The organism is Thalassospira sp. UBA4513 (assembly GCF_002388495.1).
Lineage (GTDB): Bacteria > Pseudomonadota > Alphaproteobacteria > Rhodospirillales > Thalassospiraceae > Thalassospira > Thalassospira tepidiphila.
On the sequence record NZ_DGMR01000030.1, the window covers coordinates 16,678 to 43,217 of the forward strand.

A 26,540-nucleotide genomic window follows, 5' to 3' on the forward strand; every position below is an offset into this window, starting at 1 on the left:
GCCCCATTTGCGGTTGCTCGATTAATTTGAATTGGACTTAGTCTGGATTTCACGGAGTGTCGAGGTGCTCTTCGGTAATTTTTTTCTGCGCCAAAGAATGAACAACCCGGATAAAACGACGACACCGCAACCGATCATCATCAGCATGTCCGGTTCCTCGCCAAACAGGATCATGCCCAATGCAATACCAAACAACAAGCGGGTGTACCTAAATGGCGTAACTGCGGAAACATCGCCACTGCGCATCGCTTTCATTAAGGCGGCGTAGGCAAACGCCCCCATCAGGATTGCGCCAACGAAATACAAAAAGCTTTGCGTATTCATCCACGTAAAAGCTTTTCCATCCCACAATGAAAACACGATGCCAGCCAGGATAATGGCCACAAAGCCATAGAAACCCAGGATGGAGGTGCTTAGTGATACCGGCGCGGCGCGGCTGGCAAGATCACGCCCGGCAAAGCCAATCGTACCGATGACGGCAAGCAGGGATAACGCAGAAAAGCTGTCAGCTGTCGGACGCAAAATAATCAAAACGCCAATCAATCCGACGATGATTGCCGTCCATCTTCTCCAACCCACCTTTTCGCCAAACAGGACGGCGGCTCCAAGAACGACAATAATTGGCGTTGCCTGAAGAATTGCAGTCGTCGATGAAAGCGGCGTTAAAGCCAGTGCGAGGACATAAAACAACCGGCCAATAACTTCAAAAATGATCCGTATGCCCATCGCACGCGACAGTACATCAGGATTAAGCAAGCGCTGTTTGTTGATCCGCGCGACAACTGCAAACAGGATCGCCCCACCGACCCCAAATACAATCAGGACCTGACCAACGGCATGGGCTTCTGAGACAGCCTTAACAAACGCATCTTCAAAGGAAAACGCCACCATCGCAGCCATCATCCAGATGCTGCCGATCAGATTTGCGCGATGTTCGGGGTTAGACGCGATATGGGGTTTCATCGGTTGCAGCCAGTTTTTAATGGACTTTTTATCGGCTATCTACGGACGGAAACCAAAGACCGCAAACGATCAAATCCCGCAAAGAAATGGCCGGGTCTGTTTTCTCACAAACCCGGCCATAGTGTAAATGTCTATAAATCCAACCCGGCTGATCAGGCGCCAGCTTCCTGACCTTCTTCCGCCTCGGGAATTTTACGTTTGAGGCGAAGGACGATCAGCAAAGGTGACGCGACACAGATCGAGGAATAGGTCCCGATCACGATGCCAAAGATCAACGCCATGGTGAAACCGCGGATCGCTTCGCCACCGAACACGAACAAGGCAATGAGTGCCAGCAACGTCGTAAACGACGTCATGGTCGTGCGCGAAAGCGTCGAGTTGATCGACAGGTCCAGCAAATCCGGGATTTCCATCTTGCGGAACTTGCGCAGATATTCGCGGATACGGTCAAACACAACAACCGTATCGTTGATCGAATAACCGGCCACCGTCAGAACCGCTGCCAAGGTCGCCAGATCGAACTGAACTCCGGTAATCACAAAGAAACCGATAGTGATCAGGACGTCGTGCAGCAAGGCTACAACCGACGCGACAGCGAACTGCCATTCGAACCGAACCCAGATATAGACCATGATCAGGAACAACGAGATCACGACCGAATAGAATCCGGCTTCCTTAAGCTCGCCACCGACCTTCGGACCGACAAGTTCGCTTCGGCGAATGGTGACGTCATCGCCAAGTGCGTTGGTGACAGCCGCAAGGGCCGCCATCTGGGCTTCTTCATCCCCATCCTGGCGCTGCAACTGGATCAGGACATCATCCGGCTCGCCGAATTCCTGAATCGAAACATCGCCAAGGCCGAGGCTGCCAAGATTGTCACGCAGTGCATTGATATCGGCCGGGCCATTGGTCTTGATTTCGACCAGAATGCCGCCCCGGAAATCGATCCCGAAGTTAAGGCCCTTGGTGAAGAACATACCGACCGAGGCCAGCACCATCAGCAAAGACGCGATATAGAATATCTTCCGGAATTTAAGGAACGGGATATTCACGTCATCCGGGATAAGATGTAAAGGTTTCATATCTTCCCTGTTCCCTTCCTTAAATGACCAACTCGGTCGGACGGCTGCGTTTTACCCATGCTGCAATCAGCAGTCGGGTCAGCCAGATCGCCGAGAACATTGAGGTGATAATGCCGATGGCCAGTGTCACGGCAAAGCCTTTGATCGGACCAGATCCGAAGCTAAACAGCACAAGGGCTGCTATCAGCGTCGTGATGTTGGCATCAAGAATGGTCGACATGGCGCTGCGATAACCGGCATCAATCGCATTGATGATTGTACGGCCGTTGCGGCGTTCCTCGCGGATACGTTCAAAAATCAGCACGTTGGCATCAACCGCCATACCGACGGTCAGAACGATACCCGCAATCCCCGGCAGGGTCAGGGTCGCCTGAAGAACAGACATCACCGCCAGAACAAGGATCAGGTTCATCATTAGCGCGATGTCGGCATAGACACCAAACCGGCCATAACTGATCACCATGAAGGCAATCACAAAGACCAGACCAAGCACGGCAGCAAATTCGCCAGCCTCGACCGAATCCTGACCAAGGCCCGGACCAACCGAGCGTTCTTCAAGGATCTGCATCGGTGCAGGCAACGCACCGGCACGCAGAAGCAGGGAAAGGTCGTTGGCTTCCTGAACGCTGAACTGGCCGGTAATGATACCATTACCGCCAAGGATCGGTTCGTTAATGCGCGGTGCGGAAATCACTTCACCATCAAGAACGATGGCAAGACCGCGACCGGCATTTTTGCTGGTGATATCGCCAAATCGCGCGCCGCCTGCCGCGTCAAAGCGGAAGGAAACAACCGGACGACCGTCACTGAAGGTCGGCTGAGAGTCGACAAGGTTGTCACCTGAGACAACGATACGACGATCAATCAGATATTCGCGGATACCATCGCCTTCATCTGCCGACGGCAGAATCATGGTTCCCGGCGGAAGGCCGGTCGCACGCGCATCGGCGGCCGTTTTTTCGTTATTCACAAGATGGAAGTTCATCTTTGCCGTACGGCCCAGGATATCACGCAGGCGCGACGGATCATCAAGACCCGGAACCTGAACAACGATGCGGTTTTCGCCCTGGCGCTGGATGGATGGTTCGGTGGTGCCCAGTTCGTCAACACGACGACGGACAACTTCCAGCGACTGTGCAATCGCACGGTCAATCAGTTCGCGATAAGCGACTTCGTTATAGGTCACAACGATGTTGTTCCCCTCGCCGCTCAGCTCGGTATTGGGTTCCGCGGTGCGCGCGATTTCACGCGCCTTTTCAACGTCATCGGCCCGCAGAATAGTAATCTCGGCACCGTTGGCCGTGGCTTCACGCGGACGGTTACGGATTTGTTCCTGACGCAGTTCAGTGCGGATCGCATCGGCAAGCGCGTCATAACGTTCGCGCAGGACACTGTCGGTGTCGACTTCAAGCAGCATGTGCGAGCCGCCACGAAGATCGAGGCCGAGATTGATCTGCTTGCCCGGCAGGTAACTGGATTCTGTCGCCAGAGTACCCGACGGCAGGAAGTTTGGCGCAGCGTAGATTACGCCCAAAGCACACACCAGAAGGACCAGTGCTGCTTTCCATTTGGTAAAATAAAGCATGTGTTTGTGACCGGATCTGTCAGGGTCAACCTTGGTCTGGTTCCATGGTTCTTGGAACAACGGGTATTTGGTACCGCTTCAGGCCACCGGCAAAATGCAAGAAGGCGGAGCCAACTGCCCCGCCTCACTTGATACGAAGAGATTAGTCTTTCTTGGTCTCTTCTGCTTTTTCTTCTTTTTCGTCTTTGGCATCGCCTTTGGCCGGTTCGGTTTTTGAAAGAACCGTTGAAACCATGCCACGTGCGACTTTAACTTTCACACCTTCGGCGATCTCGACCGACAGTTCATCGTCGCCAACAACCTTGGCAACGGTACCAATCAGGCCACCGGCGGTGACGATCTTGTCGCCACGACGGATCGCCTCAAGCATTGCCTTATGTTCTTTCTGCTTTTTCTGCTGAGGACGAATAAGCAGGAAATAGAAAACAACAAAAATCAGGATCAGCGGCGCAAACTGCATCAGTGCACCAGCACCGTCTGCACCACCAGCGGCCTGAGCGTAAGCCGTCGAAATAAACATTAGGAACTCCTAATTCCTCAGAACAAAAAATATCAACTGCCGGAATATAACGGGGTGTTACGCCAAAGCAAGGGAGAACCGGTTTCAAAGCGGTAAAATCGGCACTTGTGTGCTTTTGTTCACCTTGTGTTGCACGAAGGCCCTTAGAACAAACACTTCCATTGGCATCCTAATGTGCTAGCTTTCCGGCCAACAAAAAACGTCACCGGAAAAAAGAAACACCCAAGAGGCCCCGATGAGTAGCGATTTCGATAAACTTTTGCCCACACTCGAACGAATTGCCACAGCGCTCGAACGCATGGCACCGCCTGCGCGCGCCAAAAATGATCTGAGCGCTGCCGATGCCTTTGTCTGGCAGGCACGAACAAGCTACTTGCAACCGGTTCGGAACGTGAACCGGGTCGATATCGGGCTTCTTCAGGGTATCGGGCAGCAAAAGGAAATCCTGTATAACAACACCAAGCGCTTTGCTGATGGCCTGCCGGCTAACAACGCATTGCTTTGGGGCGCGCGTGGTACCGGTAAAAGCTCCATCGTCAAGGCGATGCATGCCAAGATTAATGCCGAAAGCCCGGCATCACTGGCACTGGTCGAAATTCACCGTGAAGATATTCCGACCCTGCCCGACCTTTTGCACATCCTACAAGAAGGCGGTCGCCGCACGATTTTGTTCTGCGATGATTTGTCCTTTGACATGCATGATGAAAGCTACAAGTCGCTGAAGGCAGTTCTTGATGGCGGTATTGAAGGCCGTCCAAAGAATGTGATCTTCTATGCGACGTCAAACCGCCGTCATCTTATGGCGCGTGACATGATCGAAAATGAACGCTCCACGGCGATCAACCCGTCCGAGGCGGTTGAGGAAAAGGTCTCGCTATCGGACAGGTTTGGTCTTTGGCTTGGCTTCCACAATATCTCGCAAGACGTCTATTTCGAGATCATCGAAGGCTATGCCAAGGAATTCGGGATCGATATCCCAACTGAAGAGCTGCATGCGCGCGCCAAGGAATGGACTGTTACACGCGGCAGCCGTTCGGGCCGCGTTGCATGGCAGTTTATTCAGGAAGTTGCTGGCGAACTTGGCAAATCGATCGATTAGCCAACAGTGAAACAGCGGAAAAACGGAAAACACCCAGGCCGATTGTCCGGGTGTTTTTGTTAGCGCGACACCATGACGCTTGGCAGGAACTTGATCGGGTCGGATGATTTGCGACCCTGGCGGACTTCGAAGTGAAGCTGCGGGAAGGTCACGGCCCCGGTCGTACCAACCGTCGATATCTTTTGACCACGTGTCACAACATCACCGCGGGCCACCAGCGGGCTTTCGGTGTGTGCATAGGCGGTCACAAAGTTATCGGCATGCTTGATCAGGATCAGGTTGCCAAAACCGCGTAACTCGTTGCCGACATAGGTCACAACACCGTTGTCGGCGGCAAGAATGGGCGTGCCGCGATTGGCCTGAATGTTGATGCCGTCATTGAACAAACCACCTGTCCCAGCACCGTATTTCAGAACAACCTTGCCCTGAACCGGCCAGATGAACCCTTTACGGGCAGATGGATCGGCCAAGGTGACATTCTGACGCACAGAGCTGCCCTGGCCGGCAATCGGTGTCGATTTGCTGTCCGTCTGCCAGCTGCGGGCGGAGGCCATCTGACGTTCGGCAGCGGCGGCATAGTCCTGCGGTTTCAGTCCTGGTGTCGGAATACTTCCGCCATTGCGCGGTGAAACCCGCGAGACCGCTGTCGTGGGCCGCGCAGTCTGTCCTGGTGCGCTGGTCGATTTCGCCGGAACACTTACCACCTGACGCTTGCCGCCAATCGTAACGGTCTTGGTCGGTGTGCTCGATCTTGACGCTACCGCTGTATCTGGTGGCAGGCTGTCGTAATTGGGTGTCCACGGCGGCAGGACAAGGCGCTGCCCGGGATAGATCACATAAGGCTCGCGAAGGTCATTGCGGCGGGTGAACTGCATAAAGTCCATGTGATAGCGCACGGCAAGCTGCGAAACTGTGTCGCCCGGCTCTACCGTGATGACCCGTTCCCCGTTCTTGAGTTTTGGCATGCTATAGGGGCTGTAGCTTGCCCCATCGCCATAAACCACCGGCACCGGCACGGAATTGAGCAAACAGCCGCCAAGCGCCGCACTTGCTGCACAAACAAGCAACAGGCGTTTTCCGTGATAAACAGCGCTTTTGACACAATTTTCCATCATGTTTCTGATTGTCTCCGATCAGCGGTTAACAATCAGTAAGCATCAAGGCGTTCAGGATGGATTTTAATGGCCTGACGGGTGTCAGAATTCCTCGGTGCCCGGAAGCATGGGAACGAACCTGACTGGCATCAGTTCGGTAACATCGACACCACTGGGCGTCCGCAAGACACGCAGCAAAAGCTGTGTGTGGGATACTTCCCCCACTGGCACGACCATGATGCCACCAACTGCAAGCTGATCGACAAGCACCGGCGGAACGTCCTGTGCCGCAGCCGTGACAATAATGCGATCAAACGGTGCCTGTGCTTTCCACCCAAGTCCGCCATCGGCATGCAATGTCGAAATGGTATGCAGGCCCAACTCGCGAAACTTGTCCTCGGCCTCGCGCAGCAGTGGCTTGTGACGCTCAAGGGTATAAACCCGCCGGGCGAGCTTGGCCAGAATCGCTGCCTGATAACCAGAACCGGTGCCGACTTCCAGCACCTTCATACGATCATTAAGTTCCAGCGCCTGCGTCATCAGGGCCACGATATAGGGCTGTGAAATTGTTTGGCCCTTGCTGATCGGCAATGCGACGTTTTCCCAGGCCCTGCTGACGAAAGGATCGGCGACAAAAATCTCACGCGGGATGTCGGCCAGTGCAGACAACACGGCTTCATCGTGAATGCCATCATCACGAAGGATCTGCAACAGATTGGCTATGGCGGTTTCGCGCGTAATCACCGGCTCGTTCACGGAAAGGCCTTCGTCAGTTTTTCAAACGTATCGTAATGGGTGAAATCAAGGCTGATCGGGGTGACAGAAACATTGCCCTGCTCGATCACGCGCAGATCAGATTTCTTGTCTTCTGGCAGTTCAGACTGAATAGCCCCGATCCAGTAATAGGGCTCGCCGCGCGGATCAAGACGTTCGGCGATGTGATCACCGATCTTGCGCTGCCCTTGTCTTGAGATCTTTATCTCTGCGCCGCCATTGGCCTCGTGATCCGGGAAATTGACGTTGATCAGAACGCCTTTGGGCCAAGTCGTCGTGACCAAAGTTGCCAGAACATCCTTGAGGTATTTCTCGGCAATCGTCCAGTCGATCATGTCACCAGAAAAATACTGTGAAAACGCGACCGCGGGCACATTAAGCAATGTTGCCTCCATGGCGGCGGCAACCGTCCCCGAGTAAGTCACGTCTTCACCAAGGTTGCCACCCCGGTTGATCCCCGAAAGCACTATATCTGGCGGGTTGTCGCGCATGACCTGCTGCAAGCCAAGCAGAATGCAATCGGTCGGCGTGCCATCCACAGCAAAGTGCCGTTCATCACGTTTATGAATACGCAATGGACGGCGCAGGGTCAGGGAATGCCCCGCCCCGCTTTGTTCCATCGACGGTGCAATCACCCACACATCATCGGAAAACTCGCGTGCGAGCTGTTCCAATATCTTGATCCCGGGCGCGTCAATGCCATCATCATTACTGATCAGGATGCGTGCTTTGGTGAGATCCATCATGTCGGTATCGTCCTAGCCCGCCGAGACAACCTCTAACCCGCCCATATAGGGTTTGAGCGCATCAGGAACACGGATCGAGCCATCCGCCTGCTGATAGTTTTCCATCACGGCAATCAGGCAACGACCAACGGCAAGGCCAGACCCGTTCAGGGTATGAACAAACTGAGTCTTTTTGTCACCGGCAGCACGATAACGTGCATTCATGCGGCGCGCCTGGAAATCACGCGTGTTCGAGCATGACGAGATTTCGCGGTACTTGCCCTGCCCCGGTAACCAGACTTCGATGTCATAGGTTTTCGCCGCCGAGAACCCGATATCGCCGGTGCACAGAATAACCGTGCGATACGGCAGGCCAAGACGTTCAAGGACTGTTTCGGCACAGCGCGTCTTGCGGGTCAGTTCCTCGTCAGATTTCTCTGCTTCGACCACCGAAACCATTTCCACCTTGGAAAACTGGTGCTGGCGGATCATGCCGCGCGTATCGCGCCCTGCCGAACCGGCTTCGGAGCGGAAACACTGGGTCAGTGCCGTATAGCGCAGCGGCAGTTTTGCCTGATCGATAATGTCCCCGGCAACCTGGTTGGTCAGCGTCACTTCTGACGTCGGGATCAACCAGTAGTCATTGGTGGTTTTAAACGAATCCTCGGCGAATTTCGGCAACTGGCCGGTACCAAACATGGCGTCATCGCGGACCAGCATCGGCGTGATGGTTTCCTGGTAACCATGTTCGCCGGTATGCAGATCCAGCATGAACTGTGCAAGCGCACGTTCGAGCTTGGCCAGACCGCCACGCAGAATAACGAACCGCGAACCAGACAGTTTGGCTGCGGTTTCGAAATCCATCATGCCAAGTTTCTCACCGATCTCGAAATGTTCGAGCGGCTGGAAATCAAACTCACCCGGGGTCCCCCAACGATTGACTTCGACATTGTCGTTTTCGTCTTCGCCAACCGGGACTTCGGGATCAAGAATGTTCGGGAAAGACGACAGCAAAAGATCAAGCTGGTCGTTCAGGGATGCCTGACCGTCTTCGGCTTCCTTGATCTTGTCCTTGAGCGTGCCCATTTCGGCCATCAGGTCGTCGGCATTCTCACCATTCTTGCGCAATTTGCCGATTTCACCTGAGATCGTCTTGCGGCGGGCCAGCATTTCCTGATGTTCAGTCATCAGTTTGCGGCGTTCAACGTCGATATCGATCAGACGCTGTGCGGTAACGTCCTGTTTGCGCGCAGTCATTGCTGCGTCAAAAGCCTCGGGATTGTCCCGAATCCATTTAATGTCGTGCATCGAAGAGCACCCTGTCAGTCTATCTGTTTGTGGCTTTATACGATGGGGTGGACACAAGGTCCACCCCGTCAAATCGGACGGTTCAGGCGGGGGATTTCAATCAACGGGCGTTGTTGAAATCATCCTCGCCATCATCATTGTTCGACGGTCCGGACAGCTTTGGCGCATCCCCCTCATCGTCAGAGGATCGGGTCAAGGAAGTCTGACCGTCATCATAGGATGCAGCCGCCTCACCTTGTGCGTCGACACCGTCTTGCGCCGTTGCGACTGCGGTTCCGGCCTCTGCCTCTCCGTCGTCATCATCTGAGTCCGTCTCGTCATCCTCATCCGCGTCATCGTCCGCGGCGGCTTTCGCACGCTTGCGCTCGGAAATGCGCGCCATGATGATCGAGATTTCATAAAGAATGATAATCGGAATGCCCAACCCGATCTGAGAAATCAGATCCGGCGGGGTCAGAACGGCGGCAAACCCAAATGCAATGACGATTGCGTATTTCCGGCGACGTGCAAGACCATCCGCGGTGACGATGCCAGCACGCGCCATCAGCGTCAGAAGTACCGGCAACTGGAAGCAAAGCCCGAACGCGAAGATCAGCTTCATCACCAGCGACAGGTATTCGCCCACCTTGGCTTCAAGCTGGATCGCGAGGTTTGACGCGCCACCCGCCTGTTCGAAACTAAGGAAGAACTTCCAGGCCAGCGGCATGATCAGGTAATAGACCAGTGCGCCGCCCATCAGGAACAGGATCGGGGTCGCAAAGATGAACGGCATGAATGCCGAACGTTCGTTCTTGTAAAGACCCGGCGCGACAAACGCCCAAAACTGTCCGAGGAACACTGGTGCAGAGACAAAACAGGCCGCAAAGAATGATACCTTGACGTAAGTGAAGAACACTTCGGTCAAGGCGGTATAAATCATGCGCCTGTCGGGCCCCATGATTTCTGCAAGCGGCTGGACGAGGAACCCATAGATATCCTCGACGAAGTAATAGCAGACACCAAAGGTAATAAACAAAGCAAGAACCGCCCAAGTCAGGCGGTTTCTCAGCTCGATCAGATGCTCCATGATCGGCATCTGTTTGTCATGCGATTGCATGTTCACGCCTGGCTCTCCGGCTGATCTTTTTTCTTGCTGTCATCTGCGGGCGCACCCGTTGTCGTTGCCGGTTTTGCAGCAGGGGTATCAGCCTTTTCGGCCGGTTTCTCTGCTTTCGGCTTGGACTCGGTCTTTTTGCCGTCGCTTTTTGGACTTGAGATTTTGTTTTCCAGAAAATCGGTCGGATTGCTATGCGAACTGTTGACCTGCTTGCGCAGATCATCAAGTTCCGCTTCACGGATGATGTCATCAATTCCGCTCTGGAATTCACGCGCCATACCGCGCACTTTTTTCCAGTAGCCCGCCAATTTGTACAGCAGATGCGGTAACTCTTTGGGGCCGACGACAAACAGTGCGACGACGGCCACAAGAGCCATTTCGGTCCAGCCGATATCAAACATATGACACGCCTATCTGAAGGAAATCCGACAGACGATCAGGATTTCACAGAATCCTTTTCATTGTCCTTGCTTTCGGATGAAACCGAAGCAGAGGTCGTGTTTTCGATGGTCTTGGCCGAAGCGCCTGCATCTTCTTCTTTTTCGTTGATGCCCGCTTTGAAGCTCTTGATGCCTTTGCCCATGTCACCCATCACTTTCGGAAGCTTGCCTGCGCCGAAGATGATCAGGACAATCGCAAGAATCAGAACGATTTGCCAAACGCCAATACCCATAACTTAAATCTCCAAAGATCCATTCTGCCTGCCGGCGACTTGCCCGGATAATGGCAGAAAGCCCCCCACTGTGCAATGCGACGGTTGGTTAATAACCATGCAGTGCAAAATACCTGTTTAATGTGCGTCTTTCTGTCTGTCGAAACAGGCCAAAACCCGGTCCGCGACGACGCATCAGGTCATAGGAAACACGAAGGCCATGTCGGGATCAAGCGTAATAGCGACAGATGGCTGATTAATCGGTGAAAAGCGTCTTGGGACGCGCGCGTGAATGTGCGCACCGGCCTCAAGTGTCAGGTGAACCAGATTGACTTCACCAAGGACACGAACCGCATCGACATGCGCCAGAACGTCATGCCCGTTCAGCGCTTCGCCAATATGTAGCCCTTCTGGCCGGATCAGAACTTCCACTTCAGTGCCGTTTTCGATGCTTTGGCTATCGACATCACCAAACGGAGTTGCAACCTTGCCATCCACAACTGTTCCCGGGAAACGGTTGACCTCGCCAAAGAACGAAGCAACAAACCGGTTTTCAGGCCGGAAATACAGTGTTTCCGGCGATCCGTCCTGCATGATCTGCCCTTCATTCATGATGATGATCCGGTCAGCCATATACATGGCTTCCTGCGGATCGTGGGTAACCATCACAGTGGCGATCCCGGCATCCTTCAGAACATGCAAGGTGGTATCGCGCAAATCCGCGCGTCGTGCGACATCAAGACCGGAAAACGGTTCATCAAGCAGCATGATCCGCGGCTTCGGCGCAAGCGCGCGCGCCAAGGCGATGCGCTGCTGCTGACCACCAGAAAGTTCGTGCGGATAGGCATCGAGATACTCGGACATGCCGACCTGTTCGAGTGCGGCCTTGATTGCATTCATGCGATCGGTTTCGCTGAAATGACGCAGGCCAAAGCCGATATTCTTCGCCACATTCAAATGCGGGAACAGCGCATAGTCCTGAAAGACCATGCCAACACCGCGCTTTTCGGGCTCTACATAGCCCCCCGGCTGGGCGACGATCTGATCATCGACCGAAATCGCACCAACCTGAAGCTTTTCAAGGCCCGCTGCCAGGCGAAGTGCTGTGGTCTTGCCACACCCCGACGGGCCAAGCAGACACACCAACTCGCCAGGGGCAACATCAAAGCTGATATCGCGCAAAACGCGGTTCTCGCCGAAAAGGTGAGAAACATGCGACATCTTCAGGCCGTCGGTCATCGAAAACTCTTCTTACAACAGGGATCGAGCACCCGCAGGTGCAAATGATTTGCGAAATCTTTCGTGGAACTTAAGGTCAGCGCCCGTGTGATGCAAGAAGATGGATCAATTGGTTTCGGGATCGTGATCGGTCATTGGGGCGTCTTCGTCGTCCTCGAAGTCCTCAGCGTCGCTTTCGCGTGCCGTGCCCGGCACCTGTTCATCATCATCATACAGGTTCGGATTGTCTGAATAGATGGTTTCATCCAGATCTTCGAGATTGCGGGTCGTCAGGGCCTCTTCGACGACAGAATCGGTGACCTCACCATCGTCGATCAGATCCGGCAAGGCTTCATCATCCGAACTTGCACCATAACGGCCCATACCCGGTCGACTATCAAGCAGCCCTGCCGCCTTGAGATCCGCCAGCCCCGGCAGGTCGTCACGGCTTTCAAGCCCAAAATGATCAAGGAAGTTATCTGTTGTCGCCCAAAGAACCGGGCGGCCTGGCACCCGTTTGCGCCCACGCGGTCGGATCCATTTGGATTCAAGCAGGATATCAAGTGTGCCCTTCGATAGTGCAACACCGCGGATTTCCTCGATCTCGGATCTTGTGACCGGTTCGTGATAGGCAATGATCGCAAGGGTTTCCAGTGTCGCACGCGTCAGTTTCTTGGCCTTTTCGACCTCGATATGAAGGTCCCCGGCCAAGTCCATCGCGGTGCGAAATGCCCACTTGTCGCCAATCTGTTTAAGGTTCACACCACGCGGCTCATAGGTCTCGGCAAGCGCGTGCATGATCGCGCTGACATCAGTGCCTTCGGGCAAGCGTGCGGCGATCACCCGTTCACTGACAGGTTCGGCAGAGGCGAACAAAACAGCCTCAACAATACGAATATGTTGAAAGTCAATCTCCGGACCGGATTCGACGCCTTCGATTTCAAGCTGCGTTTCTTCGCTCATTGAGTGCCCCTGCCCAACTTATTTCTTAAACGTGTCTGCGTCGTAGTCATAATTGCGCGGCAGATCCCCTTCCCGCACAGCCTGCGGTGATCGCAGCAGAATCGGCCCAAAGGTCTCTTCTTGTGAGATTTCCAATTCACCATCGCGGCACATTTCAAGACTGGCAACAAAATGCGCCGCCAGTGCCGAGCGCGCCTTAAGCGGCGTTCCAAGTCCGCGTGGCATAAATTCAAGCAGCCTTGTCCATGTCGGCACCACGCGGCGGCCAAACAAATCGCGCAATCGTTGGATGGCATCATCCATCGCGTATAGATCAAATGCCTCGATCTCAAGCGTTTTGCTCTCCGATGTCAGCATGATCCGCGCATAAGCCTTGAGCAGGTCATAAAGCGACGCGTCATAGACAGATGCTGTTGTAACGCGGACTTCCTCAGGATCGCCGCGACCAAAGAAATCACGTCCCAAATTGGGGCGTTCCAGAAGTTTTTCACCGGCCGCTTTCATTGCCTCAAGCCGCTTAAGCTGGAAGGCAAGAAGCTCTGCCATTTCCTCGGCGCTGAGTTCTTCCTCGTCATTTTCCTGTTTTGGAAGCAACAGGCGCGATTTAAGGTAGGCGAGCCAGGCTGCCATCACCAGGTAATCAGCCGCCAGTTCAAGGCGCAGACCTTGTGCGGTATTGATGAATTCAAGGTATTGTTCGGCAAGATCGAGAATGGAAATCTTGATGATATCGACCTTTTGGTCGCGTGCCAGTTCAAGCAACACATCAAGCGGCCCCTCGAACCCGTCCAGATCAAGAATCAGGCGTTCGGCAAGGCTCGGTTCTTCATCGACCGGCTTCTTGTCAAACACATCATCTGGAATTTCGAATTCGAACTGGTCTGCCATCTATCCCCGACTATCCCCCAAGCCTGTCGGCGTTCAGGCAAAGATATCTGCCAGAAGCCTGACCAGTGCATTGGCCGGTTCAAGCACCAACCACTGGAACACCGGCAGGTCTATACCAAGTTGCGTCGTGACATAGGGCAACAGAAAGACCAATCCGATCAATATGATCATGCCGGTTTTTTCCATACGCGCCAAGACCCGTGCAATTGGCATCGGTGAAATTGCGGTCAGAACCCGCCCACCGTCAAGTGGCGGGATCGGCAACATGTTAAACACCGCCAGGATGCAATTCAGCCAAAGTGACTGATTAAGCATCGTCGCAAGCCATTCATTGACCGCTGGCGAGAAGCTTGGCAGCCACACCAGAAGCAGGATTGATACAATGGCGAGTGCCACGTTGGTCGCCGGACCTGCAATCGCAACACCAATCACGCCCAAACGCTGCGGATGCAGGCGATGAAACGCCACGGGAACCGGCTTGGCATAGCCAAACAGGAACGGTGCGGCTGTTATCAAAAGCAAACCCGGGATCAGGATGGTGCCAACCGGATCAATATGGCGGATCGGGTTAAGGCTTAGCCGCCCCATACGTTGTGCCGTGTCATCACCAAACAGCTTGGCAGCAAAACCGTGTGCTGCCTCGTGCAATGTCACGGCCAGCAAAACCGGAATGATCCAGGTCGTCGCCGAAACGATCAGGTCAATGGTGTCATTCACTTCTGATCATCTCCTGCTGACCACACCGGTGCCAGAAGATCGGCAAGCCGGGCCTGCCAATCGGTAATCTGGGTGCTGCTTGGTGCGTCGTGTTTGAACGTAGCAATTTGATTGGTAAAGCTCTGTGCGCGCTGCAAGGACGTACCGGTCAAAAGCGGTGCCATTGAGACGACCTCTTCCATCTCGGTGCGTTTGCCATTGCAATGAAGGGCAATATCACACCCAGCACGCAGACATTCATGCGTCCGGCTAGCGATGGAGCCACCCAGCGCCTCCATGGACAGATCATCACTGATCAGAAGGTTTTCAAAGCCAATCTCGCCACGAATAATGTCCTGAATAACAGTCGAGGAAACTGTGCCGGGCCGTTGATCATCGATGGCGGCAAACAGCAGGTGGGCTGACATTGCCGCCAGCACGTCCTTCATGTGCGCAAAGGGCGCAAAATCAAACTCGGACAGCGTCTCGTGCGATACGGTGACGATCGGCAGGTCCTTGTGACTATCCACCGTCGCGCGGCCATGTCCCGGAATATGTTTGATGATGGGGGCAATGCCACCATCCAGAAGACCTGCGGCCACGGCACTGGCCAGCATCACGACCTTGCCGACCTCTGCCCCGTATGACCGGTCACCGATCACGTCACTCATACCCGGCAGATGAAGATCAAGAACAGGTGCGCAGGTTGTATTAAAACCGGCTTCGCGCAGGTCCATCGCCATCAGCCGCGCACTGGTATAGGCCGCCTCGCGTGCATCATCGGCATTGCGATCAAACAGATCACCAAACACACCGGCCGGCGCAATCTTGCGCCAATGTGGCGGTTTCAACCGCATGACACGGCCGCCTTCCTGATCGACCAGAATCGGCACGTTGGTATTGCCAACGGTTTCGCGCAGTGCGTTGGTCAGGGCACGGACCTGATTACGGTTTTCAACGTTGCGCGCAAACAGGATAAACCCGAACGGATCGGCTTCACGCAAGAAGCCCTTTTCCCAATTGCTGAGTTCCGTTCCCGAGATACCAAGAATGCAGGCACGTGGCTTTTTGACTTCAAGGCCGGACAATGAGGCACCCCACATTGCGTTCTTTCAAATCCGCACAAAGCTTTTCGGCAGCCCCAGCATCACCAAGCGGGCCTGCCTGCAACCGATAGAAGACACCTTTGCCTTCGATCTCAATACGTTGCACAAACATCTCAAGATTGCCAAGCAAGTCTTTGTTTTTCGAAGACAACCGTTTCCATTCTGCTGCCGCGCCGCTTTCTTCGCGGACCGAAGCCAGCTGCACACGGAATGCGCCCGACGCAGGCGCCGCGGTCGTAGGTTGCGGTGCCGCGGCCGCTTCGGCTGCTGCTTGTTCCTTGGCCGGTGCTTCGGCCGTGCGGTTTTCAGCCGCGGCAACTGCCTTCTCCGCGTCAGTCAATTCGGGTGCTGTAATTTCCGGTGCTTTAACAGCAGGCTCGGCATTGCCGTCAGCTTCGGCGTTTTGCCGTGCATCCGCTGTTTCGGTTGCGGTCGCATCTGCCGGTGCGTCGGCCGTTGGATTTGGCTGGGCTGCCTTGGGCGTTGCGGAGACTTCCGGTGCGCGCGGCATATCGGGAAGTTCCTGCAACACAACATTTGCATCCGGATCAACGTCGCTTAGCTGGTCGTAGACTGTCGTCTCACGGTGGGGAACTTCCATTCCCCCCGGATCTTCCGGGCGAATTTTGATCGGTGACGGATCAGGAAGCAGGATCGGCAAATTACCGTCATCCTGAATGGGTTGGCCCTGATTATAAAACCAGTAACCTGCCCCGCCCAGCGCGCCACCAACCACGACAACGCCAAGAAACACGGTAGCCAGCCTTTTGATCATGCTCTTGCTGGCGGGCTTTTCTGATCCATAGTGATCTGCACGCTCTGCATGAAGGTCGGCACCGTGTTCTTCGCTCATCTCTTACATCTCCTCGACAGGCTTAACGCCCACAACCTCAAGACCTGACGCAATAACCGTGGCAACGGCACGGATCATCGCAAGACGTGCCAGAGTCGCAGGCAAATCATCGGCAATGATGAAGCGCAGCGCGGTGTTGTCACGTCCCTTGTTCCACAATGCATGGAATTCTGCGGCAATTTCTGTCAGGAAAAAGGCAATGCGATGCGGTTCATGGGCAACGGCCGCCTGTTCGATAATCCGCGGCCATTCAGCCATGCGGCGCACCAGAAGCTTCTCATCTTCCGAACTCAGCAATGATAGGTCCGCGGTCGCCAGCGTCTTCTCCGACAGATCCTGTCCCGGGAAGGCTTCAGCCGCCTGACGGAAGACCGAATTCACACGTGCATGCGCATACTGAACATAGAAAACCGGGTTGTCCTTGGACTGTTCGGTCACCTTGGCGAAATCGAATTCAAGTGCGGCATCATTTTTGCGGGTCAGCATGATGAAGCGCACGACATCCTTGCCAACGCGCTCAACCACATCACGCAGGGTGACGAAGGTCCCGGCACGTTTCGACATTTTGACCGGCTCGCCATTGTCAAACAGGCTGACCAGCTGGCAAAGCTTGACATCAAGGTCGCCCTCGCCGTGCGTAATCGCCTTGGTGGCGGCCTTCATGCGCTTGACATAGCCGCCATGGTCGGCGCCAAAGATGTCGATCATCAGGTTAAAGCCGCGTTCGTACTTATCAAAGTGATAGGCAATGTCGGACGCAAAATAGGTCCAGCTGCCATCGGACTTCTTCAAAGGCCGATCGACATCGTCGCCAAATTCTGTTGCACGGAACAGGGTTTGCGGGCGCGGTTCCCAGTCGTCAGGCTTCTTGCCTTTTGGCGGCTCCAGAACGCCGACATAGATGTCGCCTTTTTTCTCAAGATGTTCAAAGGCCGACTGGACCTTGCCCGCCTTTACCAAGCCGTCTTCGGATGTGAAGACATCATGGGAAACACCAAGAAGACGAAGGTCTTCCTTGATCAGGGCCATCATCTCGACGATGGCGAAAGCACGAAACTCTTCAAGCCATTCATCTTCCGGGGCATTCTGCCACTTGTCACCATCGCGTTCCGCAAGCTTTTTGCCCGGCGCGACAAGATAATCCCCCGGATACAGGCCTTGCGGAATTTCACTGATCTCTTCGCCTAGGGCTTCGCGATAGCGCAAATGAAGCGACCGTGCGAGAACATCCACCTGCGCACCGGCATCATTGGTGTAATATTCCTTGGTGACGGCGTAGCCCGCCTTTGAAAGCAAGTTGGCAAGCACGTCACCAACAACCGCACCACGGCAATGGCCGACATGCATCGGGCCGGTCGGGTTTGCCGAAACATATTCGACGTTGATCTTTTCGCCTTTGCCAAGGTCGCTATTGCCATAGGCAGTGCCGACTTCAAGGATTTGGCTGATCTGTGAAAGCCAGAACCGCTCGGCCATCCGCAGATTGATGAAACCCGGGCCTGCAATTTCGACTTCTTCGATGTGATCAAGACCACGCAGTTTTTCGGCCAGCTTTTCCGCCAGATCACGCGGCTTCATGGCAGCAGCCTTTGAAAGCAACATCGCCGCATTTGTTGCGGCATCCCCATGAGACGCATCGCGCGGCGGCTCCACCGTGACACGTGAAGTGTCGGTTCCCACAGGGAGAACACCGTCTTTTTCAAGGGCGAGAATCTGGTTCTCGATGTCGCTTTTCAACAGGCTGAAAACATTCATGACTTGGAACTTTGTAATTTCTGGTTCTGACCGGACCGGCCAATTGACTGGCGCCTGTTTTGAGCCATTTCACCTCAAAACGCAAGTCACCCGTATTTAGAGACATTACAGGTTTTGACATTTCAGCCATGCGCGCTAAATACTGACTCAAATACTGCGTTCGGATCATGCTATGATGTGACCAAGGATCGCAAACACACCTGCCCCGGCAGGACAAGACCAAGGAGTGTTGAATGACCGATTCTTCTCGGCAAGTTCAAATGACTGAAAGTGCTGCAAAACGCATTCAGGAACTGATTGCCAGCGAAGGTGCTGCGAACACCATGCTGCGTTTGCAGGTGTCTGGCGGCGGTTGCAGTGGGTTCCAGTATGAGTTCTCGCTCGATTCAGACACCACTGACGAAGATCGTATCTTTGAAAACCACGGTGCGAAAATGGTGATCGACGAAGTATCGCTGGATCTTCTCGGCGGTGCAGAGATTGATTTCGTGCGTGAGCTGGTTGGCTCAGCTTTTCGTGTAAACAATCCGAATGCCACCTCTTCATGCGGCTGCGGATCAAGTTTCTCGATTTGATCCGGATCGACAAACCGATTTATAAAGCGGGGTTCGTTATTGGCGAACCCCGTTTTGTTTGACCAAACACCTAAAAACCGAGGCCCGAATGAAAATCGCCACCTGGAATGTCAACTCGATCAAGGCACGCCTGCCAAACATTCTTGACTGGCTGCAGGACGGGAAACCCGATGTGGTCCTGTTACAGGAAACCAAGACGGTTGATGACGCTTTTCCGGCGATGGAGATCGAGGACCTTGGCTACAACATCGCCATTCACGGTCAGAAGACCTACAACGGCGTTGCGATCCTTTCCAAATTCCCGATCGAAGATGTCGAACGTGGCCTGCCCGGCAATGATGATGACGAACAAGCCCGCTATATCGAGGCAACCATCGGATCCAATCGTCCGATCCGGGTTGCCTCGATCTATGTTCCAATGGGAACAGCTGTTGGCGATGAAAAGTTTGATTACAAACTGAACTTCCTGGATCGCCTGATCACCCGGTTTGAGAAAATTCGTGCCAGTGGTGACGCCGCTGTCATGGGCGGGGATTACAACATCGCGCCCGACGACATGGACGTCTATGACCCGGTGAAACTGCGTGAAACGGTGCTGTGCACAACGGTTGAACGCAAACGTCTGCGCACCATGATGAATATGGGCTTTACCGACGCATTCCGGACCTTCAACCCGAAAGGTCACCAATATAGCTGGTGGGACTATCGCGCCGGTGCATGGAACAAGGATAACGGTCTTCGTATTGACCACCTCCTTCTGACCCCGGCGGCGGCAGACCGTCTGAGCGCATCGGACATCGACCGGGAGCCACGCGGCAAGGAAAAGGCATCTGATCACACACCGGTCTGGTGCATGATTGACGACTGATCACGTTCGATCACCAAAACAGCAAAAGGGCCGCACCTATCAGGACGCGGCCCTCTTCTTTTATCAATGGCAACAGATTGGCTTTATTCAGCCGCCTGCTTCATCGCCATGCGATACGCGACGATATCCTCGATGCTGATCACGACCATATCGCTGGTCTTGGCATATTCGATCAGTTCCGGCAGCCGCGCCATTGTGCCATCCGGATTGGTGACTTCACACAGCACACCAGCGGGCTTGAACCCTGCCAGACGCATCAGATCAACCGTGCCTTCGGTATGGCCGCGACGTTCCAGAACACCGCCCGGGCGGGCGCGCAGCGGGAAGACATGGCCCGGACGCGCCAGATCACTCGGTTTGGCGTCATCGGCGATGGCCGTTTTTACCGTGGTGACACGATCAGCGGCCGATACACCGGTTGTGACGCCGACTTTGGCTTCGATGGTGACGGTGAAGCCGGTCCCCATGCTGGATGTGTTGTCTGCGACCATGGGCGGCAGTTCAAGTTCAGTTGCCTTCTCGTCGGTCAGGCACAGGCAGACGATACCGCTACAATCGCGGATGAGCATCGCCATTTGTTCATTGGTCAGATTTTCTGCTGAAAAGATCAGATCGCCTTCATTTTCGCGATCTTCATCGTCAACAACCAGAACGCCTTTTCCCTGGCGCAGATCATCAAGCGCACGTTCCATACGCGCATGCGGATCGCCAAAGATCGACAGATCGGATTGTTTTTCAATACTCTGATTCATAACCGTCCTCTACGGATAGGGCTTACGAACCAGGGCAACAAAGAAAGGCCCGCTTTGCGACAAATGTCACAATGCGGTCGCAGGCAGACGGCAGATCAGTCACGCCAAAGCGTTCCTGTCACGACCGTCACGCTTTATCCTCTCCCATCCGGACTGTTACCGTCGGCTCCGGAATCTCACCGGATCTGCTGACCCCAAAAGTCTTGCGACCTATGGGCGCTCGCGGGCTTACCAAAACTGGTTTACCGCCGGTCGGGATTTTCACCCTGCCCTGAGAATAAGCGCCGTGTTTCAACGACAAACGTTGACCATAATTGATCAACACGCGCACTTTATGAAAGCGCGCCAGTGTTGTCAAACGCCATAAAACCCTTAAAACCTTGTGGTTTAAATGTCTGAAAGGATTTTGCCTGCACGGAAATGGAAGTCACATCCATTATTGCGGGCTTCGCGCGGCGCCCATTGGCAAACGGCACATTTTTTGTCCGATGATCTGCTTTTGGATTTACATTCCCGATGAAGATAGCCGCCAAGCATCGCGTCGATATAGCTGCCCTCAAAGACATCCACCCCCAGACTGCGGCCCATGCGAAGCGCCGTTCGGCTGTCGCAACGCGTCAGGATCAGGCTGCGGTCGGCAAACAAAACAGCAAACTCCCGCAGTCTTTCGGCGACTTCCGCGCGCCGCGATCCAACGATATTCTGATCCCATATGACCTTGATGAAATCGACATTCATCTTGCGCGGCGACAGAAATTCGAGTGCTGGCAACGTGATGCGATCAAGACCAACCTGTATCCCCAAGGAATGCAGGAATTCGCACGCATCTTCAAATTCCCACCAGTTTGCGATCGCGTTCTCCATGGAAAACTCGATGGCCATGTTTTCGATCAGTTTACCGTCATGTTCGGCGATGAAATCGGTAAACTTGTCGCTGTGAACCGTCTGGATTTGCATGTTCAAATGCAGTCGGTCTGGCAAAATGGACGGTGCCAGTGCTGCCGTAACATCCATGACTTTTTCATCCAAAACACGCGACAGGATCTCGATCTCGCCCGGCCCTTCCAACAGGAAACTGGCAAGATGGTTTTGGCGCAGGTAATCAAGCGAACAATAGATCTCGTGGCCTAACACCTCGCGTCGGGTGTCATCAAAACAGACGATGGCCTGGCGCCGGCACGAGTCAAATACAGCCTCTGTCGTGATCGCGCCACGCAGCATATCAGCCATATCAAAGCGTACGGAAACGTCACTACTTGGTCTTTCTGCAAGTGTGATGCCGAGTAAATCTGCCAACTTCTCCTGATCTTTTGGCCATTCAAAGCGGTTCCAGAGATTGGTTGGAATATGGCCAAGGCCCTGACGGTTCAGGACATCGGTCAGAATTTCCCGGATATGCTCGACAAAGGTGTTGTCGTCGTTTGTCCACGATCCTGCATGCACAAAAGCCACCATGCCGTTTTCCAGGCGATGGACCTTAGTGTTCTCGGGGAGATTGTGGAAAGCATCCCGGGTAATGGCCTGATAGTCATCGGTGCCAAGACGCAAGTCAGCCGGAATATTCAGGATCCCAAACGAAATCGCTTTGCCTTTGGCCGCGTTTTTACGCAGGCTTTCGACAAAGCGATTGATCGTGACAGGTGGTTTGGTGGTGTGCGCGTTCATATGCATTCCAGTTTGAATTGCAGCTGAACATACGTCACTAAAGTGGTGAATTCAACCTAAATTACTATACCATCGCATAGTTCCGCCTCCACCCTTAGGGCAAGGTCGGTAAAGAAGGTTTTTGCCGGCACACCGACAACATAGCCATCAACACGGTCAACAACACGCAATCCCTGCAGCGCATTGGCGGTAAACACGGCATCGAACTCTTTGAGCTCTTCTGGTGCCTTCGGCTCGAAAGTCACTTCAATCTCAGATTCTTCGGCAACTTGCAGCACGTAATCGCGGGCAAGCCCACAAAGGATCCCGGTATCCTCATCCGGCGTCCACAGGGTTTCCCCGGTGATACCAAACAGATTGGCAACCGTCGTTTCCGCCACATGGCCATCAGCCGACAGAATAAGCGCGTCTTGAGCACCGTATTTCTGTACTTCCTGTTTAGCCGCGATGTTGTCCATATAATTAGTACTTTTGATGCTGCCCGCGACCGAATGCGGGTTTCGGCGCACTTTCTGTGACGTCGCCAGGGTCAGACCGATATTCGGGTCCAGCGGATCAAAGGGTTCTGCGGTAATCAGGATGGTCGGATCCGGCGACCCCGGTGGCAGCAACCCACGTTCGCCCGGGCCGCGTGAGACGGTCATGCGAACAACTGCATCCTTGCGGTGAACTTGCTCAAACAGCTTGGCAACGATTTCTGCGACTTCTTCTGTCTCGGGCAACAGGTCAAGCGGGAACTCAATCAACTCGGCATGATGGTCAAGCCGCCCCATATGGGCTTCCAGCCAGGCAATTTTCCCTTCGTGCGCACGCATGGTTTCAAAGAAACCATCGCCCAGCAGGAAGCCACGATCCGTTACCGGAATGGACGCTTCATCAAGATCACGAAAACTGCCATTCATCCAAACCTGCATAGCCTGGTCCCTTTTAATCGTTATCGGCTCCCTGCCGGGAAGCACGTTTCAGAAAATTCGCCAACAGCGCGTGGCCCTGTTCCGTCAGCACGGCCTCGGGATGGAACTGAACACCGTAAATCGGCAAGGTCGCATGAGCAAATGCCATGACTTCTCCGTCCGGGCCTGTTGCTGTCTCGATCAAAGTGCCATCATTTGGCAAATCAACGATTAACGAGTGATATCGCGTGACTTGCAAAGGATTGTTTAATCCAGCAAACAAATCGTCCCCGCTATGCCGGATCGATGATGTCATCCCGTGAACCGGCCGTTTTGCGCGCTTGACCGTACCACCGAATGCCTGGGCGATAGACTGATGCCCAAGGCAGACGCCAAGCATCGAAAACTCGGTTTTTAGCGCGTTGATCAATTCCAGACTGTTTCCCGCCTCATCCGGTCCACAGGGGCCCGGCGAAAATACAATCGCCAACGGATTAAGGGCACGAACGTCTGCCACCGTTATCTCATCGTTTCGCACAACCTTGACCGCATGTCCGAGTTCCTCAAGATAGCGGGCAAGATTGAAAACGAACGAATCATAATTATCGATCAGCAGGATCATAGCAGATCCCCGGCACTTATTCCGAACAACTCAAACATCTTGGCGGCTTTGACCAGCGTTTCCTCGTATTCCGCTGCCGGGTCGCTGTCAGCAACGATCCCGCCGCCAACATTGAAGGCCATCTTGCCGCCATTTACGCTAAGCGTTCTGATGGCAATGTTTGTGTCCATCGCCCCATCAAATCCGATATAGCCAATGGCACCACAATAGGCACCGCGCGTTGTTTTTTCGAGCTCGGTAATAATCTCCATTGCGCGAATTTTGGGCGCGCCAGTGATCGACCCACCGGGGAAGCATGCGCGCAATGCATCAACAGCCGTTTTGCCTTCTCGCAGTTCGCCTGTCACGGTGGACACCAGATGATGCACATTGGCATAGCTTTCCAACGCGCAGATCACCGGTGTTTTTACAGTGTGAGGATTACTCACCTTTGACAGGTCGTTGCGCAAAAGATCAACGATCATAACGTTTTCCGCGCGATCCTTTGGCGATAACATTAATTCCTGTGCCAGTTCGGCATCGCTTAACGGTGTTTCGCCACGCGGTCGGGTACCCTTGATCGGCTTGGTTTCGACCTGCCGGTTTCTGACCCTAAGGAACCGTTCTGGCGAATTTGACAGCACCGCCACATCCCCGAAATTCAGGAATGCGCCGAAGGGCGCCGAACTAATGTCACGCAACCGGCGATAAAGATCAAACCGCTTTGGGATGGCATCACTTGCATATTCTGCGCGGAAGCTTTGTGACAGGTTGGCCTGAAAGATGTCACCGGCAAAGATGTAGTCAATTACCTGCTGTACGGCGGCCTTGTAGCTGGCGCGATCAAAGTTTGACTGCCAGTTCGAAACGTTTGGTACATGCGGTACAGCGGGCGTATCAATCAGCGGCCGTGCAAGTCTTAGATACTTGCGGATCAACGCCATACGATCATTTGCGCGCTGATCGCGCTTTGGACCTTCGGTCTCTGGAATGCCGGTGGAAATGAGCCACATCCGCCGGTCAATCTGATCAAATGCGATCACCAGATCATAAATCCCGACGGCCATGTCCGGCATTGAAAGCCAGTCGTCCGGTGCTGTGGGCAACAATTCTGTCTGATGTGCCAACTCATAGCCAAAATAGCCAACCGCACCGCCTTGAAACGGCGGCAGGTCTGGCTTCGCTTCGATCTGATAGCGCGCCAACAGATCGCCAAGGACGTCAAACGGGTTTCCCGGAATTTCAAAGCCATCCAGCACCGCCTGCCCGTTCTTTGCCGTCAATTTATGCAGTGGCGACAGGACAATGTAGGAGAACCGGTCACGGTCACCAGAATCCAAAAAATGGCTATCGGCAAATGGCGCAAACGCGCCATAGGCATCAACGGGCTCGATATAGGGGCATTCTTCAATCAGCATTGGGCCGGCGCATTCTTATCGACTGGACGCGACGAAAATCGTCATTCCATGGGGGTTCTTGTCGCTCACAGGAACGGGCGACGCCAATCTAAGCGATTCTGCATGATCGGGTGAAGATTTTTGCGACATTACGACAGTTCAATTGAACCCAGAACAAAAAAAGGCCAACCAAAGATGGCTGGCCTTTCTCGCAGATTGGTCCGAAACCCTACATCGCTGCAATACGCGCGAAAGCTTCGTTGAGCTTGGCAAGGGTATCACGTGCTTCTTCAAGCTTGGCTTTTTCGGCCGTGACGATGTGCTCAGGTGCGCGGCTGACGAACTTCTCGTTCGAAAGCTTGCCTTCCTGGGCCTTGATGTATTTCGTCTTGTCCTGAATTTCCTTTTCAAGACGCGCTTTTTCAGCGGCAACATCAATGAAATCGGCAACCGAAACAAAGACCGTCACACCATCAACCACAGTCTGGATCGCACCTTTGGCAATCGCCTCGACATCGCCCTGCCCCTTAAAGGCAACATCAGCAACGCGCGCAAGGCGCTTGACCTGTGCTTCCTGTGCCGTGACAGCCGCTTTCATGGCGTCGGTGGCATCAACCAGATAGATCGGAACTTCGGCCGCCGGCGGCACATTCATTTCAGAACGGACACCACGGATATCCCCAATCAGGCGGATGGCCAGATCGACCTCGGCTTCTGCTTCACGATCAATCAGGGCTTCGTCAAACTGCGGATAGCCTTCGGCAATCAGCATTTTTGCACGACTATCGGCGGTCTTTTCCCAAAGTTCTTCGGTGATGAACGGCATGACCGGATGCAAGATCAAAAGGATCTGATCAAGAACCCACGCGGTAACTGCGCGAATTTCCGCCTTGGCTTCTTCGTCACTGCCCATCAGAACCGGTTTCGCCAGTTCCAGATACCAGTCACAGAACGAACCCCAAACAAACTGATAGGCACTGCTTGCGGCATCGTTGAAACGATAGGTCTCAATGCCGGTGCCAACGGCCTTGGCCGCTTCAACCGTTTTGCCAACGATCCAGCGACCAAGGGTCGATCTCACGTTCGCCGGATCAAAGCCGTCAACCGGTTTGCATTCGTTCATTTCGGCAAAGCGTGCGGCATTCCAAAGCTTGGTCGCAAAGTTGCGATAGCCCTCAACACGGGATGCGGCAAGCTTGATGTCGCGACCCTGGGCTGCCAGTGCTGTCAGGGTAAAGCGCAGCGCATCACAACCATATTCATCAATGATCTCAAGCGGATCGATGACATTACCCTTGGATTTGGACATCTTCTGGCCGTGCTCATCACGCACCAGCGCATGAATGTAAACGTCACGGAACGGGACTTTGCCGTCCATGAAATACATGCTCATCATGATCATCCGGGCAACC

At 54.1% G+C, this 26,540-nt stretch carries 27 protein-coding genes and 1 riboswitch; of the genes, 3 read left to right on the top strand and 24 right to left on the bottom strand.

The features are described from left to right. Window positions 1-21: 21 nt before the first annotated feature. The 4 genes from B2T33_RS11625 to yajC form a co-directional block, all read right to left on the bottom strand. Window positions 22-963, bottom strand: a complete 942-nt coding sequence (locus B2T33_RS11625; RefSeq protein WP_339659366.1) for a DMT family transporter — start codon at window positions 961-963, stop codon at window positions 22-24. Window positions 964-1,115: 152 nt separating this feature from the next. Continuing rightward, window positions 1,116-2,045 (bottom strand): protein translocase subunit SecF, encoded by a 930-nt coding sequence (gene secF / locus B2T33_RS11630; protein ID WP_064781335.1) that lies wholly within the window; start codon window positions 2,043-2,045, stop codon window positions 1,116-1,118. A gap of 19 nt (window positions 2,046-2,064) precedes the next feature. Continuing rightward, a complete protein-coding gene (gene secD / locus B2T33_RS11635; protein WP_064781509.1) occupies window positions 2,065-3,630 on the bottom strand; it encodes a protein translocase subunit SecD in 1,566 nt (521 codons plus the stop codon). A 142-nt stretch (window positions 3,631-3,772) separates the two neighbouring features. After that, window positions 3,773-4,150 carry a preprotein translocase subunit YajC gene (gene yajC / locus B2T33_RS11640; protein ID WP_008890996.1) on the bottom strand — a complete coding sequence of 126 codons (378 nt, stop codon included), beginning with the start codon at window positions 4,148-4,150 and terminating at the stop codon, window positions 3,773-3,775. 235 nt (window positions 4,151-4,385) lie between these two features. Between yajC and B2T33_RS11645 the strand changes: the two genes are divergently transcribed. Next, entirely contained in the window at window positions 4,386-5,249 is an 864-nt protein-coding gene (locus B2T33_RS11645) for an ATP-binding protein (RefSeq protein ID WP_063089630.1), read from the top strand. Window positions 5,250-5,308: 59 nt separating this feature from the next. Here the strand turns inward: B2T33_RS11645 and B2T33_RS11650 are convergent, their stop codons facing one another. The 14 genes from B2T33_RS11650 to argS form a co-directional block, all read right to left on the bottom strand. Next, window positions 5,309-6,364, bottom strand: coding sequence for a peptidoglycan DD-metalloendopeptidase family protein (locus B2T33_RS11650; protein WP_252724122.1), 1,056 nt, complete (start codon window positions 6,362-6,364; stop codon window positions 5,309-5,311). 81 nt (window positions 6,365-6,445) lie between these two features. After that, window positions 6,446-7,099, bottom strand: a complete 654-nt coding sequence (locus B2T33_RS11655) for a protein-L-isoaspartate(D-aspartate) O-methyltransferase (protein ID WP_008890993.1) — start codon at window positions 7,097-7,099, stop codon at window positions 6,446-6,448. Next, the gene (gene surE, locus B2T33_RS11660) at window positions 7,096-7,863 is read right to left on the bottom strand and encodes a 5'/3'-nucleotidase SurE (RefSeq protein ID WP_063089633.1); all 768 of its coding nucleotides are present in this window, start codon (window positions 7,861-7,863) and stop codon (window positions 7,096-7,098) included. The genes B2T33_RS11655 and surE overlap by 4 nt, the downstream gene beginning before the upstream one ends. Window positions 7,864-7,875: 12 nt before the next feature. After that, a complete protein-coding gene (gene serS / locus B2T33_RS11665; protein ID WP_286792062.1) occupies window positions 7,876-9,150 on the bottom strand; it encodes a serine--tRNA ligase in 1,275 nt (424 codons plus the stop codon). Between the two features lie 100 nt (window positions 9,151-9,250). Then, window positions 9,251-10,246, bottom strand: coding sequence for a twin-arginine translocase subunit TatC (gene tatC, locus B2T33_RS11670; RefSeq protein WP_232308476.1), 996 nt, complete (start codon window positions 10,244-10,246; stop codon window positions 9,251-9,253). A gap of 2 nt (window positions 10,247-10,248) precedes the next feature. Next, window positions 10,249-10,647, bottom strand: coding sequence for a Sec-independent protein translocase protein TatB (gene tatB / locus B2T33_RS11675; RefSeq protein ID WP_063089637.1), 399 nt, complete (start codon window positions 10,645-10,647; stop codon window positions 10,249-10,251). Window positions 10,648-10,682: 35 nt separating this feature from the next. Next, window positions 10,683-10,919 carry a twin-arginine translocase TatA/TatE family subunit gene (tatA, locus tag B2T33_RS11680; protein WP_044829067.1) on the bottom strand — a complete coding sequence of 79 codons (237 nt, stop codon included), beginning with the start codon at window positions 10,917-10,919 and terminating at the stop codon, window positions 10,683-10,685. A 174-nt stretch (window positions 10,920-11,093) separates the two neighbouring features. Beyond that, on the bottom strand, window positions 11,094-12,137 hold the full coding sequence (locus tag B2T33_RS11685) for an ABC transporter ATP-binding protein (RefSeq protein ID WP_197147512.1): 1,044 nt from the start codon (window positions 12,135-12,137) through the stop codon (window positions 11,094-11,096). Window positions 12,138-12,242: 105 nt separating this feature from the next. After that, window positions 12,243-13,079: an SMC-Scp complex subunit ScpB gene (gene scpB, locus B2T33_RS11690; RefSeq protein ID WP_197147513.1), complete on the bottom strand. Its 837-nt coding sequence runs from the start codon at window positions 13,077-13,079 to the stop codon at window positions 12,243-12,245. Window positions 13,080-13,097: 18 nt separating this feature from the next. Next, window positions 13,098-13,967: a segregation and condensation protein A gene (locus B2T33_RS11695; RefSeq protein ID WP_286792065.1), complete on the bottom strand. Its 870-nt coding sequence runs from the start codon at window positions 13,965-13,967 to the stop codon at window positions 13,098-13,100. A 33-nt stretch (window positions 13,968-14,000) separates the two neighbouring features. Next, a complete protein-coding gene (locus tag B2T33_RS11700; RefSeq protein ID WP_197147515.1) occupies window positions 14,001-14,684 on the bottom strand; it encodes a site-2 protease family protein in 684 nt (227 codons plus the stop codon). After that, window positions 14,681-15,766 (bottom strand): beta-N-acetylhexosaminidase, encoded by a 1,086-nt coding sequence (gene nagZ / locus B2T33_RS11705; RefSeq protein WP_197147516.1) that lies wholly within the window; start codon window positions 15,764-15,766, stop codon window positions 14,681-14,683. Before nagZ ends, B2T33_RS11700 begins: the two co-directional genes overlap by 4 nt. After that, entirely contained in the window at window positions 15,738-16,622 is an 885-nt protein-coding gene (locus B2T33_RS11710) for an SPOR domain-containing protein (RefSeq protein WP_197147517.1), read from the bottom strand. The genes nagZ and B2T33_RS11710 overlap by 29 nt, the downstream gene beginning before the upstream one ends. A gap of 3 nt (window positions 16,623-16,625) precedes the next feature. Beyond that, entirely contained in the window at window positions 16,626-18,377 is a 1,752-nt protein-coding gene (gene argS / locus B2T33_RS11715) for an arginine--tRNA ligase (protein WP_197147518.1), read from the bottom strand. A 233-nt stretch (window positions 18,378-18,610) separates the two neighbouring features. Between argS and erpA the strand changes: the two genes are divergently transcribed. Together erpA and xth are read left to right on the top strand one after the other, a co-directional pair. Further along, window positions 18,611-18,952: an iron-sulfur cluster insertion protein ErpA gene (gene erpA, locus B2T33_RS11720; protein ID WP_008890980.1), complete on the top strand. Its 342-nt coding sequence runs from the start codon at window positions 18,611-18,613 to the stop codon at window positions 18,950-18,952. Window positions 18,953-19,040: 88 nt separating this feature from the next. After that, the gene (gene xth / locus B2T33_RS11725) at window positions 19,041-19,820 is read left to right on the top strand and encodes an exodeoxyribonuclease III (protein WP_286792066.1); all 780 of its coding nucleotides are present in this window, start codon (window positions 19,041-19,043) and stop codon (window positions 19,818-19,820) included. A gap of 83 nt (window positions 19,821-19,903) precedes the next feature. On the opposite strand, the gene ribB is transcribed toward xth, so the two are convergent. From ribB to B2T33_RS11755, 6 genes are all read right to left on the bottom strand, one after another. Further along, complete coding sequence (gene ribB / locus B2T33_RS11730) at window positions 19,904-20,572, bottom strand: 3,4-dihydroxy-2-butanone-4-phosphate synthase (RefSeq protein WP_286792067.1); 669 nt, start codon at window positions 20,570-20,572, stop codon at window positions 19,904-19,906. 132 nt (window positions 20,573-20,704) lie between these two features. After that, window positions 20,705-20,855: riboswitch (FMN riboswitch) on the bottom strand. A 104-nt stretch (window positions 20,856-20,959) separates the two neighbouring features. Then, window positions 20,960-22,237 carry an EAL domain-containing protein gene (locus B2T33_RS11735; protein WP_286792068.1) on the bottom strand — a complete coding sequence of 426 codons (1,278 nt, stop codon included), beginning with the start codon at window positions 22,235-22,237 and terminating at the stop codon, window positions 20,960-20,962. Between the two features lie 56 nt (window positions 22,238-22,293). Beyond that, window positions 22,294-23,151 (bottom strand): aminotransferase class IV, encoded by an 858-nt coding sequence (locus tag B2T33_RS11740; protein ID WP_286792069.1) that lies wholly within the window; start codon window positions 23,149-23,151, stop codon window positions 22,294-22,296. Window positions 23,152-23,164: 13 nt separating this feature from the next. Beyond that, a complete protein-coding gene (locus tag B2T33_RS11745) occupies window positions 23,165-23,752 on the bottom strand; it encodes an anthranilate synthase component II (protein WP_286792070.1) in 588 nt (195 codons plus the stop codon). Continuing rightward, window positions 23,749-25,149, bottom strand: coding sequence for an aminodeoxychorismate synthase component I (gene pabB / locus B2T33_RS11750; RefSeq protein ID WP_286792071.1), 1,401 nt, complete (start codon window positions 25,147-25,149; stop codon window positions 23,749-23,751). The genes B2T33_RS11745 and pabB overlap by 4 nt, the downstream gene beginning before the upstream one ends. 208 nt (window positions 25,150-25,357) lie before the next feature. Continuing rightward, the coding region (locus tag B2T33_RS11755; protein ID WP_286792072.1) for a class I tRNA ligase family protein at window positions 25,358-26,540 on the bottom strand (1,183 nt) is incomplete at its 5' end.

What these genes read in the sequence shown, in the direction of transcription:
- B2T33_RS11625 (WP_339659366.1), bottom strand. Translation starts at nt 963, where the DNA reads ATGAAACCCCATATCGCGTCTAACCCCGAACATCGCGCAAATCTGATC.
- secF (WP_064781335.1), bottom strand. Translation starts at nt 2,045, where the DNA reads ATGAAACCTTTACATCTTATCCCGGATGACGTGAATATCCCGTTCCTT.
- secD (WP_064781509.1), bottom strand. Translation starts at nt 3,630, where the DNA reads ATGCTTTATTTTACCAAATGGAAAGCAGCACTGGTCCTTCTGGTGTGT.
- yajC (WP_008890996.1), bottom strand. Translation starts at nt 4,150, where the DNA reads ATGTTTATTTCGACGGCTTACGCTCAGGCCGCTGGTGGTGCAGACGGT.
- B2T33_RS11645 (WP_063089630.1), top strand. Translation starts at nt 4,386, where the DNA reads ATGAGTAGCGATTTCGATAAACTTTTGCCCACACTCGAACGAATTGCC.
- B2T33_RS11650 (WP_252724122.1), bottom strand. Translation starts at nt 6,364, where the DNA reads ATGATGGAAAATTGTGTCAAAAGCGCTGTTTATCACGGAAAACGCCTG.
- surE (WP_063089633.1), bottom strand. Translation starts at nt 7,863, where the DNA reads ATGATGGATCTCACCAAAGCACGCATCCTGATCAGTAATGATGATGGC.
- serS (WP_286792062.1), bottom strand. Translation starts at nt 9,150, where the DNA reads ATGCACGACATTAAATGGATTCGGGACAATCCCGAGGCTTTTGACGCA.
- tatC (WP_232308476.1), bottom strand. Translation starts at nt 10,246, where the DNA reads ATGCAATCGCATGACAAACAGATGCCGATCATGGAGCATCTGATCGAG.
- tatB (WP_063089637.1), bottom strand. Translation starts at nt 10,647, where the DNA reads ATGTTTGATATCGGCTGGACCGAAATGGCTCTTGTGGCCGTCGTCGCA.
- tatA (WP_044829067.1), bottom strand. Translation starts at nt 10,919, where the DNA reads ATGGGTATTGGCGTTTGGCAAATCGTTCTGATTCTTGCGATTGTCCTG.
- B2T33_RS11685 (WP_197147512.1), bottom strand. Translation starts at nt 12,137, where the DNA reads ATGACCGACGGCCTGAAGATGTCGCATGTTTCTCACCTTTTCGGCGAG.
- scpB (WP_197147513.1), bottom strand. Translation starts at nt 13,079, where the DNA reads ATGAGCGAAGAAACGCAGCTTGAAATCGAAGGCGTCGAATCCGGTCCG.
- B2T33_RS11695 (WP_286792065.1), bottom strand. Translation starts at nt 13,967, where the DNA reads ATGGCAGACCAGTTCGAATTCGAAATTCCAGATGATGTGTTTGACAAG.
- nagZ (WP_197147516.1), bottom strand. Translation starts at nt 15,766, where the DNA reads ATGTGGGGTGCCTCATTGTCCGGCCTTGAAGTCAAAAAGCCACGTGCC.
- B2T33_RS11710 (WP_197147517.1), bottom strand. Translation starts at nt 16,622, where the DNA reads ATGAGCGAAGAACACGGTGCCGACCTTCATGCAGAGCGTGCAGATCAC.
- argS (WP_197147518.1), bottom strand. Translation starts at nt 18,377, where the DNA reads ATGAATGTTTTCAGCCTGTTGAAAAGCGACATCGAGAACCAGATTCTC.
- erpA (WP_008890980.1), top strand. Translation starts at nt 18,611, where the DNA reads ATGACCGATTCTTCTCGGCAAGTTCAAATGACTGAAAGTGCTGCAAAA.
- xth (WP_286792066.1), top strand. Translation starts at nt 19,041, where the DNA reads ATGAAAATCGCCACCTGGAATGTCAACTCGATCAAGGCACGCCTGCCA.
- ribB (WP_286792067.1), bottom strand. Translation starts at nt 20,572, where the DNA reads ATGAATCAGAGTATTGAAAAACAATCCGATCTGTCGATCTTTGGCGAT.
- B2T33_RS11735 (WP_286792068.1), bottom strand. Translation starts at nt 22,237, where the DNA reads ATGAACGCGCACACCACCAAACCACCTGTCACGATCAATCGCTTTGTC.
- B2T33_RS11740 (WP_286792069.1), bottom strand. Translation starts at nt 23,151, where the DNA reads ATGCAGGTTTGGATGAATGGCAGTTTTCGTGATCTTGATGAAGCGTCC.
- B2T33_RS11745 (WP_286792070.1), bottom strand. Translation starts at nt 23,752, where the DNA reads ATGATCCTGCTGATCGATAATTATGATTCGTTCGTTTTCAATCTTGCC.
- pabB (WP_286792071.1), bottom strand. Translation starts at nt 25,149, where the DNA reads ATGCTGATTGAAGAATGCCCCTATATCGAGCCCGTTGATGCCTATGGC.